Source organism: Shewanella sp. HL-SH2, from assembly GCF_051164935.1.
Taxonomy (GTDB): domain Bacteria; phylum Pseudomonadota; class Gammaproteobacteria; order Enterobacterales; family Shewanellaceae; genus Shewanella; species Shewanella glacialimarina.
On record NZ_CP195035.1, the window covers coordinates 3,152,706 to 3,166,967 of the forward strand.

The window sequence follows — 14,262 nt, forward strand, 5'->3', positions numbered from 1 at the left end:
GTTCACATAACGAGCCTGTGGAATGGCTCATTTGTGGTGATTTAATAATGTCACGAACACTAACTGAGTTTGAATAGTGATTCAAATGAAACCGCTGTTTTATTAATGATTAGGGTAAATATCGTTTTGTGGTGCCAGAAAACTGTGGGGATGTGTTACAAGTAAGCAATATAACGCACAGGGCTATTGGCCGACTATTAGGTATTTGCTTCCTTTGAGCCGCACAAGAGTTTCAATCCGACAGTGTTGGCCAATTAATAATTTAGTATGCTTTTCCACTGTGATTAGAAAGGCTTCTGAATGTTTTCAGAAGCCTTTTATAAAAACTAGAAAGTCGTTTGATATGGGCTAAATAGTGTTTAACAGCATGAGAACTTTTCCTCACCGTTTATAAACAAACACTATCACCCTATTTTAACACTATAGCTTTTGCCAAACATTGTTCACGCCGGGCTCATCGCCTTTTGTCCACCATTTTGCCTGGTATTGCGCATTGTTATGGATAACTTTATCACCACCATTGTAAGTAGAACCCGTATTCCAGCTTCCTATCGGGCTACCATCTGTAATGACGACCTCCCAAGCACCACCTGCGTCAGGTCTATCACCCTGAGTCCACCATTCGGCTTTATATTCAATACCTTGATATTTAACCTTATCGCCTGTGTTATATATTTTTGTGGCAAGCCATGTGGTGTCGCCGCCAGCATCGATATTGTTAACTGTTACTGTAAAGCTCTTAGTCACATTACTTGTGCCATCAGACACGCTAACGCTAACAGTATAAACGGTGTTCTTGCTAACCTCGACCGCCAATAAGCTAATATTCGCACCACGGCCTTGTAAGGTTAATCCTGCTGGAACAGTCCAGTTATAAGTTAACGCATCGTTGTCGGCATCCGTTGCATTTACACTGACTGTAGCGGTTTTATTTTCATTGATACTCAGATTGGCAATATCCGCTATCACAGGAGGTTGATTAATAACATCATTTGCAAGAACTGTGACTGTGGTTGATTTAGTCACAGTAGTCGTACCATCAGATACACTTAAAGTGGCAATATAATCTGTGTTTTGACTTACATTAGGGGCATTAAGCACTAGAGTATTAGTATTGACACCTGTTGCGGTAAATGCAGTATCAACTGCCCAGCTATAGGTTAATGGATCATTATCTGCGTCAGTTGCGGTTGCTGCTACGGTAAGTGAATTACCGGTTTGAACGCTATAGCTAGCCATTAGCTGAATCACAGGCTTACTGTTAACAGGCGTACCACCCGCTAAACCTTCATGCATAGCATTGAGGATATCACCGTTATCAGCATCGATTTCCCAGGCAAATAGTCCTGCCAAACCTAAACTACGAACATATTGACCTTTTGCATTAACAGAACGAGGGCTATCATAGGCAGCCAAAGTACCACTGCTTTTATTCCAAACATACGCCGCCAGTGCTTGTTCGTCATAAAAGGTTTCAAAACCATTAACACCGTTACCCGATGCACCAATCATGGCATTTTTCATGCCTTTATAGTCTTGAATACCCGGCTCCCAAACACCATTGGCAATCGTGCCGGTCAGTTTGCCTTTGCCCATTGCGGTCATTGGATTATTACCTATGGCGTTAGCAGGCATCACACCCTCCCAACCTCTACCATACATAGCTGCACCGACTACAATTTTAGATGCAGAAACCCCTTTAGCAAGCAGCTTTTGTATACCGTTATCTGTAGTATAAGCAGGGCCTTTACGCGGTTTACCTTCATCATCTAACCCAGTACCATCACATTCTCCAGCGGTTAAATGTTCACCACAGTAAATACCGGTTTGATGTCCGGTGACATTGTTCCAGCCACCATAAAAGTCATAACTCATGGCAAAGATATAATCCATGTATTGTGCAGCTTGGCCATAATCCACATCTTCAATTTTATCAAATCCAACACCTATCGCTGATGTCAGTTGATATTCACGTCCAGTATCTGCCTCTAAACCATCAAGCATGGCTCTTAACTCTTGCATTAATGCGACATAAGCTGGGCCATCATTAATTGGATCGCCTAAATTAGGATTTGGTCCACTTCCACCTGGATATTCCCAATCGATGTCGACTCCATCATAAAATTTCCACGTTTGCAGAAATGTCTTCATTGAAGCAACAAAAGTGTCGCGATTAGCTTTATTTGTGAAAGAATGAAAGGGATCAGACAAAGTCCAACCACCAACAGAAGGTAATATCTTTAGGTCAGGATAACGTTGCTTTAACGCCATTAATTGGGCGTATGTACCACGGATAGGATCTGTGTTACTTATGCCCGGTAAGGTTTTTTGAATGGCCGCCCAAGGATCATGAATAACCACCTCATATACTGCGCTGCCTTCACAGGCTTTTTGTAAAGCACGCCAGCTATTACCATTTTCAATCTCTTTTAATGATTCATTAGCGCCACAAATAGGAATAAAACCATAGAGTATATGGGTTAAGTTTTTTGCGGGAATTTTTGAGACATCAAAGTCTCGACCATAAATACCCCACTCAAAAAAATAAGTTTAAAATGAAGCTGAGATCAACAGGAAGGTGAAGTATTAATCTCATCAACACCTCCCCAAAGAGACTTTCTGCATGGATGACTGGGTATATTTAAATAAACTATCATCGGGTTAACGTTAGAAAAGATCTTCTACCCATTTAATAACAACACCCATTGTGACCATAGCATTTAACTTTAGCAGTGCAACAGTATCACCCGACTCAAGTTCGCTTTCACCACAACGGGGATCTGAACGCTGCAATGCGCCTGTCATACTATGGTCAATTGGAATAGGTTCGCAGCCATGATCGGACTCACAAATGAAGTCCCATTTATCGCGCGCGGGTAAGTGACAAGTAAAGCAATTACCGCCAAAACGATTGTTCACATCGACAAAACCACGCTTTGCAATGGTAGAACCTTGCTCATCAACGGCGAGTTCAAAAAACTCCCAATCACCAGTGGCTGGAAAGGTGCCCGCTTCTCGCTTAACCATCACTTCGGTGGGCACTAATTGCACTACGGAACCCGTTGGATAAATAGCCCCCTCAGGCGCATTGGCAGCGGCTAATGTTCCCTCCATATTACCGAGTAAATTATCAACATAAAAGTGACGTACTGGAGTCATGTCTCTGATACAACTAAAGCTTTTTTCACTTATATTTAGCACACTTTGTTCTGCACTAATTGAAAATGCCATGAAAGATAATATTAACGAACTTGTAATTGTCGTGATTATTTTATCGTATGTATTCATATAAAAACCTATAACGTTGTTGATAGAAACAGCCTGTCTTAAACAAGCTATTTCCGATGATTAACTATAACTTAAACTTATCAACCTAACGGTTTTTTTATGTACTCTTACGCATCTGCTGCCAAGTTAGCAAAGTTCGGATCGCACCGCATATTAATCCTAAAAAAATAAGGTTAACTCCAGCGCCAAAATGCGCTGGCATCTCTGCAACCTCTGCCATAATTTCATCGGCATGGGTAATGCCATACCAAGAAAGACCAACACCTAAAATCAGTGATAAAAGTGACAAAAATAAAAATAAACCTGATAAATACTTCATCGCTGTGTGGCAAATTTTCTATTAATTAAGCAAATAATTTTGTGATAAAAAGTAACTATATTCGTAATTTAGGCAAGTCGTGGGAAGAATTTAGCCGTAATCCTCATAAAATCGCTAGTTGCTAGTTGCTGGTTGATATGATGAAAAACTTCAATTTGTACACTATACTTTAATAGCATAGCTTTACTTCATTAAGCTTCTGATCTAAATATGATTAAAACCACTAATGTCGTTAATTCAGCTCAGTATATTATACACTTCCTCATGAGGCCCCATTGACATTTAACCATCAATTTTACAGAAGTTTATGCAAGATGTTTCGAACAACGGCTAGCAATACTTGAATAAACAACAACGTATTAGAAAGTTACTGCATACTTAAAAAGCTTAGGGTAAATATGTACTTAAAATTTTTGCCTAACAACTCAAACCTATAAGTAAAAGAGCTACATTATTGAGATAGATATTATGAAGACCATTGACCTGGCTGCGCTAAAAGATGTGATGGATTTAATGCTCGATGCTGTTTGTGTTGTGAATAAAAATGGATGTTTTGTATTTGTTAGCGCGGCGTTTGAAGATATATTTGGATATGCGCCAAATTAAGTCATCAATAAACCAATGATTGACTTTGTTTATCCTGAAGATGGAGTCAAAACACTTCAAGTTGAAGAAACACTTATCAGTGGTGAGAATCAACGTCGTTTTGAAAATCGTTGGGTGCGAAAAGACGGCAAAGTTGTTGATATTCTTTGGTCTGCAAGGTGGTCTGAAGAACATCAATTTAGAATCGCAATTGCCCATGACATTACTGAACGTAAACAAATGGAACAGCAACTTCATCATATTGCTGGACATGATCCTTTAACACAATTACCTAATAGATCATTATTATTTGAACGCCTGCAGGCTTCGTTAGGATTGGCGCGCCGAGGCGGAACACATTTGTCATTATTATTTATCGATATCGATGGTTTTAAGCATGTAAATGATAACTATGGTCACCTCGTTGGCGACAAATTGTTAAAGAGTATTGCTAAGCGTTTACATGATTGTGTGCGCAAATCTGATACTGTTGGGCGTTGTGGTGGCGATGAGTTTTTAGTGATATTAAATAACATTGAGTCATTTGATAAAGTACTTATTATTGCAGAAAATATTCGCTCCGAACTCGATAAACCTTATCAGTTTGATGAGTTGGTTTTACAGTTATCTCCAAGCATTGGCTTAGCCCGTTACCCTGAAAATGGTGATAATGAGCAGCAATTAATACAACATGCTGATCAAGCTATGTATCAAGCTAAAAGCACCGGAGGAAATAGCGTAAAAACCACAGTAAACAGTACTAAATAATATTAAGCAGTTCCTTCATTTAATTGATAAATAATTTGATTTGAACTGCCGCGCCATTTTAACCTTGGATCAGCCAAAGACTGTTCAAACTTACCATCAATCAATACATCTACCAGTGCGGTAATGGCCTGTTGCTCAAGGGTTAAATTTGCTAGTTTATAGCCAGTCCACAACCAAATATCTTTGTCATTACACTCTGTTTTTACTCGCCTAACTAACTTAAGTACAGCAGCAATATTACCAGGATGCAAAGGATCACCGCCGCTTAAGGATAAACCTTTACGACGTATACGGCTGTCATTCAAATCAGCTATGATTTCGTCTTCTAATGCTTGAGTAAATGCATGTCCAGCATCAGATCGCCAAGTTAGCTGGTTATAGCAGCCTTTACAGGCATGCTCACAGCCGCTGACAAATAAGGTGCAACGTGTGCCCTCGCCATTAACAACATCAACACTGTGATATGCACTATAAAACATTAAATGTGTTTCACCCGTCGTTTTACTTCTTGTTGTTTGCCATGATTAAACGGCCTGGCATCTGGGCTACCTAAATAACCGCATACTCGGCGGGTAACCGACACTCGGCTAGGTTCATGGTTACCACATTTAGGGCATACAAAACCTTTACTGGTGCAATTAAACTCACCGATAAACCCACAGTCGTAACACTCGTCAATAGGAGTATTAGTGCCGTAATAAGGTACTCGGGTATAACTGTAGTCCCATACGTCCTCTAAAGCTTCTATGTTATTTTGCATGTTAGGATATTCACCGTAACAAATAAAACCGCCATTAGTTATTCCTGGATACGGCTGTTCAAAGTCTATTTTATCGTATGGGTTCACTTGCTTTTCAACATCTAAATGAAAACTATTGGTGTAATAACCTTTGTCTGTTACCCCTGTTAACACCCCAAACTCTTTCGCGTCTAAACTGCAAAAACGGCTACAAAGGTTTTCACTTGGGGTGCTGTATAAACTAAAACCATAGCCAGATTCTTGCTTCCATTGTTCAGTGTTTTTCTTAAGGTATGACACGACTTTAAGCGCTTTTTGACGTAACACTTCATCGTCAAACACATGTTGTGCACTGCCATATAAAGCATTAATGGTTTCATGTAAGCCGATGTAACCTAATGAAATTGACGCTCGACCATGTTTAAATATTTCACTGATGTCATCATCTGCTTTTAGGCGAACACCACAGGCGCCTTCCATATATAAAATTGGCGCAACACGGGCTTTAACACCCACTAACCGAGCAATACGAGTGTCTAAAGCTTTTTTTGCTACCACTAAGCGTTTATCTAATAAAGCATAGAACTTGGCCTCATCGCCCTTAGATTCTATCGCAATACGTGGCAGATTTAAGCTCACCACACCGAGGTTGTTGCGGCCTTCATGTACCAACTGACCATCTTGCTCGAACGTGTCTAAAAATGAGCGACATCCCATAGGTGTTTTGAATGAGCCAGTGGCCTTAACCACTTGTTCATAATTCAAAATATCGGGATACATGCGTAGACTTGCACACTCTAGCGCCTGACGTTTGATGTCGTAATTTATATCTGCCGCTTTATGATTAACGCCCTCTTTTATCGCAAAAACCAGTTTAGGAAAAACCGCTGTTTTACGATTTTTACCTAATCCCGCCTTGCGCACAGTTAATATTGACTGCTGAATTAAGCGAGACTCCCAACTTGTACCCAAACCAAAGCCAAAGGTGACAAAGGGCGTTTGGCCATTGGCGGTATGCAAGGTATTCACTTCATATTCAAGTGATTGAAATGCATCGTGGCATTCTTTTTCTGTTTGTGCTTTTGCAAAGGCTTCAGCGTCGGCAATTTGCCACTTAATCCCCGTCGCAAGATGCTTTTGATAGCTTTTTTGAACAAAGATTGCCAACACTTCATCAATACGATTAATGGTGGTGCCACCATAAATGTGACTCGCCACCTGGGCAATTATCTGCGCCGTTACTGCCGTTGCAGTCGAAATAGATTTGGGGGTTTCAATTTCGGCGTTACCCATTTTAAATCCGTGGGTTAACATGCCGGCTAAATCTATTAGCATGCAATTGAACATAGGAAAAAAAGGCGCGTAATCTAAGTCATGATAGTGCAGCTCCCCCCGTTCGTGGGCGGCCACCACATCTTTGGGTAACAAGTGCGTTTTGGCATAATGTTTTGCCACAATACCGGCTAATAAATCGCGTTGAGTGGGTATAACCTTGGCGTCTTTGTTGGCATTTTCATTTAACAGACTGCTGTCACTTTGCTCTACTAAACCGCGAATTTGACAATTTAACTTACTTTTGGTCTCGCGGCTCACATCGCGATCATGTCGGTATTCAATATAATGACGTGCAACCGACTTAAAAGGACCTGACATTAACCTGTTTTCAACTGCATCTTGTAGTTGATGAATATCCACTTCTGTTTGTTGCTGAAACTCTTGTTCAACTGTCAATGCCAAAGTGTTGGCATAGTCATGATCTGATTGTCCGGCAGACTTCATTGCTGCAATAACGGCATCTTTTATTCGACTTGAATCAAATGCAGTGCGGCATCCGTCGCGCTTAATAACAACCAACATAACCAGCTTCTCCTTTAGCGTCGCCAAATCAATATATCGGCATACGAAAAACACAAAACACTATATGTAGTGTATTAAGCGTTAAATCGTCACTAACCGTGTTGATCTAGATCATCATTTTTCACGCTAAAGAAAAGCAAAGTAAATTTATGTTATAAGCACCAAAAATCGGCTTGATAGCGCTTGATAGCGCTTGATCATAGATATCAAGCTAGTTTAGGAACAATATTTTCAAATTAGTTTTTAAGCGACGCTTTAATTAAATGCGCGATATCTTCAACTGCTTTTTTACCCGCGGCAATCGCTTCATCTGCACGATGAAACTCCATGGTGCCAATATCAGATACATTGGGAATAATACAAATATCTGGTGGGTCGCCCATTAATCGAGATCGCTTATGACGCTGTTCTAAAATATCCATCGATTGTGACATTACCGCTAACATGCCAGGGTGCGACTTAGTGCCAAGCGACAGTTTGTCACTTAAGCTACTGATATAGTCTTTGCCCTTACCCAATAAATCCATAAAGCCTGAATCTTGCGGTTCAGCATCTGCATCAAGGTGTTCATCAGACACAGGCTCAGAGCTACTGACTTGCTGGGGCAACACTTGCATTTGTTTACGTAAATAACCATTCAAATCAACAGCGATGACAATATCGACACCAAGCGAGCGACATAATGAAACTGGTACGGGATTAACTACGGCACCATCAACTAACCAACGGCCATTTTGTTGTACTGGCGGTAAAAAGCCAGGCATAGAACATGATGCCCTGACAGCATTGCGCAATAATCCTTCTTTAAACCAAATCTCCTGGCCAGAATATAAATCCGTTGCCACTGCGGCAAAGGGGTGTTTCAAGTTTTCAATGTCAACAGCGCCAATATGAGTAGACATAACATCAAATACTTTTTCACCGCTAATAAGCCCACCTTTACGCCAACTAATGTCCATTAATCCAATAACATCCCAACTTGAAAAGCTACACACCCAACTTTTAAGTTCAGCTAGACTGTCATTAGCATATGCCGCGCCAACCAGAGCGCCAACAGAGCAGCCAGCAATTTTATCCGGGTAAATACCTAATTCAGCCAAGCCTTCAAGCACACCAATATGCGCCCAACCTTTCGCTGCACCGCTACCTAATGCCAATCCGATAATCGGTTTTTTCTCTGGTGAAGCTTGAACTGGTGCCATTTACATACTCCATAGGGTCACTTTTAAACGTAAATAATCAGGCTTTACTGGCCAAGTGCTTTATTAGCATAAACAAGCAAGTCATTATTGGCTATACAAAGCTTATCCAGCTATAATATTTGGCTATTATTTTCTAGGGGATCCACCTTTGCAGTTTTCTGATTTTTCGCTTGATAAACGCTTGTTAGATAGTTTGAAGCATATGGGTATTACTGACCCAACCGAGATCCAAGAACAAGCCTTACCTATTGCCCTAGCGGGTAAAGATTTGATGGCATCATCGAAAACTGGCTCGGGGAAAACTTTAGCGTTTTTACTGCCTGCGATGCAGCGGATTATTTCCAGCAGAGCGCTGTCGAAAAAAGATCCTCGCGTGCTAATTTTATTGCCGACTCGTGAACTTGCTCAGCAAGTATATGGTCAACTTAGATTACTGGTTGCCAACACTCAGTACAAAGCAATCAGTATTTTGGGCGGTGAAAACTTTAACGACCAAGCCAAAGGTTTGTCCCGTGACCCACATTTTATTGTGGCAACTCCGGGTCGAATTGTTGATCATCTTGAGCAACGTCACTTGTTTTTAAATGGCCTTGAATTACTTGTTCTTGATGAAGCTGACCGCATGTTGGACCTAGGGTTTGCACCACAACTGAAAGCCATTAATGAAGCTGCAGATCATAAACGTCGTCAAACCTTGATGTTTTCAGCCACTTTAGATCATCAAAGCATTAACGATATTGCCGCCACATTATTGAAGAATCCAAGCCATGTGGCTATTGGCACCAGTTATGCTGAACACAAAGATATTGAACAAAAAATGCTGTTTGCTGATCATCTAGATCACAAACAAGCACTGTTAAGCCACTTATTGAAGCAGCCAGAACACAAGCAGACTATTGTATTTACCGCAACTCGCTCAGACACAGACCGCTTAGCCACACTTTTAGCTGAACAGGGATTTTCTACCGCAGCATTAAGCGGTGAGCTAAAACAAAATGCGCGTAACCAAATTATGGATCAATTTAGTCGTGGCCAGCAGCAAATTCTTATCACCACGGATGTGGCCTCTCGAGGGCTAGATTTAGTTAACGTGTCATTAGTGGTTAACTTTGACATGCCAAAATTTGCTGAAGAATATGTCCATCGTATAGGCCGTACTGGCCGTGCTGGCGCTAAAGGTATTGCAGTTTCATTAGTGGGCCCAAAAGACTGGCAAAGCTTTTTACAAGTGCAATCATTTTTACGCAAAAACTTTGAATTTACCGCGGTCGACGGTTTACCGGCTAAGTTTTCGGGCTTAAGTCAACAAGCGGGAACGAAAGCCGCCAAAGACAAGCCTGAAACCAAAGTAGCAGCTAAAACTAGAGCTAAGCAAAAAGCTAAAGCAGTCCCTAAGCGCGATAAAACATTTATTACTGGTATCGACGTTGGCGATGCGCCAATGCGCCGTAAAGCGAAACCTATTGTGATTATTGAACAAAAAATCAGTGACAGTGAAGACTAATTATTAAGTGACTCGCCGGTTAAAATATCATGCGGTCACTCATTGAAATACGGAAAGGATAAACATGAAAGTTTGTGGTGTAGAGTTAAAAGGTGGCGAGGCCATCATCAGTTTACTTAGCTATGAAGGTGAAACCTTCAATGTGCCGAGTTGTCGTAAAGTGTCATTTTCGGTGTCAGATTCGGCATCGACAGAGTCTCTGCGTGAGTTTCATTTTGCTTTTCATAAGCTAATGGAAGACTACAAGATTGACCAAATCGCGATTATTGAACGTGAACAAAAAGGTAAATTTGCCGGCAGTGCTACCAGCTTTAAATTAGAAGCGGCGATTCAAATTACCGAGCTGCCAGTGATAATGATTTCACCATTAACCATTAAAGAGCAACTGAAGCGTAATCCACCGCAAGTTGACTTTGATTCTTTAGATTTAAAACGCGTTCAGCTAAATGCATTTGATGTCGCTTATGTGCATCATAACCGATTAATATTCGGTAAAGTTTAATTCCGAGCTAACATTTTAAGGCTAAGCTTTAAGCGTTATCTGTCATCACACATAATGGAGATAACGCTATAGCAGCGCTTAACAACACTTATGACAACCTCTAAATCAAAAAAACTAACTGCTCCACCAAAAATGCAATTAAAGCCTACTAGCCAAGCATTAAAGCCCAAAATAGACATAAGCACACTCATCACCAGCGATGACGTTAAAAAGCAGCAAAGTGAGCGCAGTGCTATGCGCTATCTGTCTGGTTATAACCCTCAAATCATCAGCCAAATAGCTGAATTAGTTGACAATAATAAACTGGGCGAACATTTTTTAAGCCGCTACCCTAAAAAGCATGATATTCGTACAGATAAAGCACTATATGACATGGCAATTGCGTTGAAAAATACTCATATGCGCCAATCAGACCCGCTATCAAAAGTCATTTTTGACGAAAAAATTAACCTAAGTCATCATGCACTTGGATTACATTCATATGTTAATCGTCGCCAAGGACATAAAGTTAAAGCAAAAAATGAAATTCGTATTTCATCTCGCTTAAAACACACACCTTTTGAATTACTGCAAATGGTAGTGGTGCATGAATTAGCCCATTTACGTGAAAAAGAACATAACAAAGCCTTTTATCAGTTATGTACTTTTATGTTAGCTGATTATCACCAACTAGAGTTCGATATGCGGGTATGGCTGGTTGCCGAAGAAGTCGGACAATTACCCTATACTTAACGGCATATTGGTAATTGCCACACTAACATTTTGATACTGTAACAATTAAATAGCCACGCCAAAACCAATAATTAACTGAAAGTCATCTTTTTCAGGAACCTGACCATCGCTCTCAGCACGGGGAGTATTGGTTCTATCCCAAACTAATGACAAGTCAAGATCAAACATATCGGTTAACTCTACGACAATTCCAGCAACAGCATGGTGGGTATAACCGCCATAATTTTGGTTACCCAACTGCATCCGATAATCCGCATTAAAATCAACCGAGTCAGTTAGTTCAGTGGTAAACGTACTGTCTACAACCAAAGTGCCGCTACTTTCATTATCATCCTCGCCTAATTCAACCTCTTTAAAATTCGTCATGGTATAAGCGGGACCACCACTGATACTCCACTCGGTTTTAGCGGTATCAATAATGCTGTAACCCACACCAGAACCTAGAGTGACACGTGATGAAATATTCATAAAAGGATCGGTATAATATTCAACAAATATAGGTCGTAGGAAGAACTGATTCGATAAAAACCAATCGAAAAAACTGTTTACACGGTGATTGTTAGTAGTATTTTCTCCACCAGATTTACTGTAATTACCCAGGTAATCGGTTCTAAAACGCGACTCAGTAGTTCTGCGACTCATTCTTGCTTTGGCTGAATAGTCGATTTGATTATTATTGCCTGAACGCAAGTTTGCCCCTAATGACACAGTACTCGTCCAGTAATTGGCTTCATGTTGTTCACCGGCAATGATCGTCATAATGTCATTCACATTAAATACAACACCATCAAGGTAGCCCTGACCGTTCTGGATCAGCAAGCGCCCTGTGCGAGTAGATAAATCGGTAAAACCAATACTGACTGCACCGCGACTTTGCAACACCATGACGTCTTCCCAATCGACTATAAGCGTATCAAGCTGATCACTTTCAAACTCTAGTTTATTGTCATAAAGGTGTTTAATCTCGCCTTTAAGCAGCTCATTGCTGTTTAGCTGTAGCCAATCATACTTATCTCCCACAGGCACATTAACCTGCATGGGAGTAAATTGATTTTGCACATTTTGTTGTGCTGCTGGCGTTTGCGCAGCGACATTGGTACTAACTAAATAGCTAAAAAAAGTAAAAGCTAACGGCTTGAAGGTTCGCTTTACGTTTGAAGAGCGGATCATGTGAATTTTCCATTGGCCGCAGCTAACTTGTGAACTGCAATAAAATTATAATTTGCTGACATTTTAAAGGCTAGCGCCAACTTAAACAACCGCTAGCCGTTAGGTTATTAACTCGATATCAGTGACTTTTTTGAGTTCGAGAATGCAACTAATGACAGCCTAAAACAAAACTGCAGCCATTAGGCTGCAGTGTTAATTTGTGTAAAGCGGGCATTGATATTAACTGAGTTAACCCAATTCCATCATCATCTTACGGCTACGAACGATTGACTGGAACTCAGATAAATCTTTCTTTGGTAATACTTTCGCTTCGGCAATATTAGCTTTCATCGAGTCAATTGGGCGACCTTTGACATGAAATTCATAGTGTAAATGTGGTCCCGTAGACGCGCCTGTATTACCCGACAAAGCAATAACTTGACCTCGCTTAACACGTTGACCTTTTTTGACCTTAAAAGCAGATAAGTGTAAATATCGAGTACGCACTTTATTATCATGCTCTATTACTATGTATTTGCCTGCAAACGCATGATTAGTCACTAGGCTTACTACACCGTCACCGGGTGCAAGCACTGGTGTACCCACTGGAGTCGCATAGTCGGTACCGTTATGTGGACGTACTCGACCAGTAATAGGATGTTTACGATTAGGGTTGAAGCGCGAAGTCATGCGATAGTTTTTACTCAGGGGAACACGCTGAAAAGCTGGCGCTAAACTTTGGCCTTTTTCATCGTAATAATTGCCGTCTAAATGTTGAAATGCGGTAATATCACGGCGACCGGTGTGAATTTGTATCCCTTCTAAATTACTATTACCAGTGGTTTCACCCGCAATAAATTGATCATTCATTAATACTGAAAATCTATCTCCTGCACGCAATTCACGCGAAAAGTTTAATTTACTTGTTAATAAACTCTCAACCTTGGCGATTTCAGCAGCACTTAAACCAGCGGCTTTGGCTGACACATAAAACGAGCCGTTAATTTCGCCACCAACAATTCTATTTTGCCAAATCCCTTCAAGATTAATGTCTTTGACTTCATAGGTACCGTCATCATAACGGGTGAATACCACTTGGTGGGCTGGGTTAAAGTACAACTCCATTTTGGCCAAATTACCTTGGTTATCATCCCAAAATTGAATACGGTTACCTGGCATTAACGTATCTAAAGCCAGTACGTCTAAATCAGCCTCTAGTACTTTATACATGGTTTTTTGGTCGATACCGGCCATTTCAAACAATTTACTCAACGTGTCACCATTAGTGATCACATGTTCAAGTATTGGAGTCGGTTCTTCAAAAACCTGACCGGCTTTAATAGGCTGGTTAATATGGGGAATAAGTGCATCTAGGTCTAATGTGACAGGAATTCGCTGCGATGAAAATTCTTGCTGTGTTGGCCATAATAAAGCCGCACCAACCATAAAAACACTCGCCAATAACACTTTCTTATGCAAGTTTGGCAAGTTTGATAAACTTGCTGATGGCTTTTCGAAGCCCATAATTTTACTCGTTAGCAATCTTTAATCCACCTAAAAGTTTTTAGTTATTATTTGTCGTTATTAATATTTTTACTTTTATCGTAAACTTTAATC

At 40.5% G+C, this 14,262-nt stretch carries 11 protein-coding genes and 2 pseudogenes; 5 read left to right on the plus strand and 8 right to left on the minus strand.

The genetic code is table 11. From position 1 onward, the window contains the following. Positions 1-420 precede the first annotated feature (420 nt). The 3 genes and pseudogenes from ACRWP9_RS13760 to ACRWP9_RS13770 form a co-directional block, all read right to left on the minus strand. Positions 421-2,547, minus strand: a pseudogene (locus tag ACRWP9_RS13760) (glycosyl hydrolase family 18 protein); the annotation flags it as partial. Between the two features lie 120 nt (positions 2,548-2,667). After that, positions 2,668-3,231, minus strand: coding sequence for a hypothetical protein (locus ACRWP9_RS13765; protein ID WP_434926475.1), 564 nt, complete (start codon positions 3,229-3,231; stop codon positions 2,668-2,670). Between the two features lie 154 nt (positions 3,232-3,385). After that, the gene (locus ACRWP9_RS13770) at positions 3,386-3,607 is read right to left on the minus strand and encodes a hypothetical protein (protein ID WP_434926476.1); all 222 of its coding nucleotides are present in this window, start codon (positions 3,605-3,607) and stop codon (positions 3,386-3,388) included. A 468-nt stretch (positions 3,608-4,075) separates the two neighbouring features. Here ACRWP9_RS13770 and ACRWP9_RS13775 point away from each other — a divergent pair. Both ACRWP9_RS13775 and ACRWP9_RS13780 read left to right on the plus strand, forming a co-directional pair. Further along, positions 4,076-4,435: pseudogene (locus ACRWP9_RS13775) on the plus strand (PAS domain S-box protein); the annotation flags it as partial. Next, positions 4,433-4,960: a diguanylate cyclase domain-containing protein gene (locus tag ACRWP9_RS13780; RefSeq protein WP_434929074.1), complete on the plus strand. Its 528-nt coding sequence runs from the start codon at positions 4,433-4,435 to the stop codon at positions 4,958-4,960. The pseudogene ACRWP9_RS13775 and the gene ACRWP9_RS13780, both read left to right, overlap by 3 nt. A 2-nt stretch (positions 4,961-4,962) precedes the next feature. On the opposite strand, the gene nrdG is transcribed toward ACRWP9_RS13780, so the two are convergent. The 3 genes from nrdG to rssA all read right to left on the minus strand — a co-directional run bounded on the left by nrdG (position 4,963) and on the right by rssA (position 8,758). Continuing rightward, a complete protein-coding gene (gene nrdG, locus ACRWP9_RS13785) occupies positions 4,963-5,439 on the minus strand; it encodes an anaerobic ribonucleoside-triphosphate reductase-activating protein (protein WP_434926477.1) in 477 nt (158 codons plus the stop codon). Beyond that, complete coding sequence (gene nrdD, locus ACRWP9_RS13790; RefSeq protein WP_434926478.1) at positions 5,439-7,556, minus strand: anaerobic ribonucleoside-triphosphate reductase; 2,118 nt, start codon at positions 7,554-7,556, stop codon at positions 5,439-5,441. Before nrdD ends, nrdG begins: the two co-directional genes overlap by 1 nt. Before the next feature lie 236 nt (positions 7,557-7,792). Next, positions 7,793-8,758 carry a patatin-like phospholipase RssA gene (rssA, locus tag ACRWP9_RS13795; protein ID WP_434926479.1) on the minus strand — a complete coding sequence of 322 codons (966 nt, stop codon included), beginning with the start codon at positions 8,756-8,758 and terminating at the stop codon, positions 7,793-7,795. Between the two features lie 148 nt (positions 8,759-8,906). On the opposite strand from rssA, the gene ACRWP9_RS13800 reads away from it, so the two are divergent. The 3 genes from ACRWP9_RS13800 (at position 8,907) to ACRWP9_RS13810 (ending at position 11,496) form a co-directional block, all read left to right on the plus strand. Continuing rightward, the gene (locus tag ACRWP9_RS13800) at positions 8,907-10,262 is read left to right on the plus strand and encodes a DEAD/DEAH box helicase (RefSeq protein ID WP_434926480.1); all 1,356 of its coding nucleotides are present in this window, start codon (positions 8,907-8,909) and stop codon (positions 10,260-10,262) included. A gap of 64 nt (positions 10,263-10,326) precedes the next feature. Continuing rightward, the gene (locus ACRWP9_RS13805; protein WP_434926481.1) at positions 10,327-10,764 is read left to right on the plus strand and encodes a DUF3010 family protein; all 438 of its coding nucleotides are present in this window, start codon (positions 10,327-10,329) and stop codon (positions 10,762-10,764) included. Positions 10,765-10,998: 234 nt separating this feature from the next. After that, positions 10,999-11,496: a YgjP-like metallopeptidase domain-containing protein gene (locus ACRWP9_RS13810; protein ID WP_434929075.1), complete on the plus strand. Its 498-nt coding sequence runs from the start codon at positions 10,999-11,001 to the stop codon at positions 11,494-11,496. A gap of 45 nt (positions 11,497-11,541) precedes the next feature. On the opposite strand, the gene ACRWP9_RS13815 is transcribed toward ACRWP9_RS13810, so the two are convergent. After that, entirely contained in the window at positions 11,542-12,666 is a 1,125-nt protein-coding gene (locus tag ACRWP9_RS13815; protein WP_434926482.1) for a DUF481 domain-containing protein, read from the minus strand. A 228-nt stretch (positions 12,667-12,894) separates the two neighbouring features. Then, positions 12,895-14,187, minus strand: a complete 1,293-nt coding sequence (locus tag ACRWP9_RS13820; RefSeq protein WP_434926483.1) for a peptidoglycan DD-metalloendopeptidase family protein — start codon at positions 14,185-14,187, stop codon at positions 12,895-12,897. Positions 14,188-14,262: the final 75 nt, after the last annotated feature.

What these genes read in the sequence shown, in the direction of transcription:
- ACRWP9_RS13765 (WP_434926475.1), bottom strand. Translation starts at nt 3,231, where the DNA reads ATGGCATTTTCAATTAGTGCAGAACAAAGTGTGCTAAATATAAGTGAA.
- ACRWP9_RS13770 (WP_434926476.1), bottom strand. Translation starts at nt 3,607, where the DNA reads ATGAAGTATTTATCAGGTTTATTTTTATTTTTGTCACTTTTATCACTG.
- ACRWP9_RS13780 (WP_434929074.1), top strand. Translation starts at nt 4,433, where the DNA reads ATGGAACAGCAACTTCATCATATTGCTGGACATGATCCTTTAACACAA.
- nrdG (WP_434926477.1), bottom strand. Translation starts at nt 5,439, where the DNA reads ATGTTTTATAGTGCATATCACAGTGTTGATGTTGTTAATGGCGAGGGC.
- nrdD (WP_434926478.1), bottom strand. Translation starts at nt 7,556, where the DNA reads ATGTTGGTTGTTATTAAGCGCGACGGATGCCGCACTGCATTTGATTCA.
- rssA (WP_434926479.1), bottom strand. Translation starts at nt 8,758, where the DNA reads ATGGCACCAGTTCAAGCTTCACCAGAGAAAAAACCGATTATCGGATTG.
- ACRWP9_RS13805 (WP_434926481.1), top strand. Translation starts at nt 10,327, where the DNA reads ATGAAAGTTTGTGGTGTAGAGTTAAAAGGTGGCGAGGCCATCATCAGT.
- ACRWP9_RS13810 (WP_434929075.1), top strand. Translation starts at nt 10,999, where the DNA reads ATGCGCTATCTGTCTGGTTATAACCCTCAAATCATCAGCCAAATAGCT.
- ACRWP9_RS13815 (WP_434926482.1), bottom strand. Translation starts at nt 12,666, where the DNA reads ATGATCCGCTCTTCAAACGTAAAGCGAACCTTCAAGCCGTTAGCTTTT.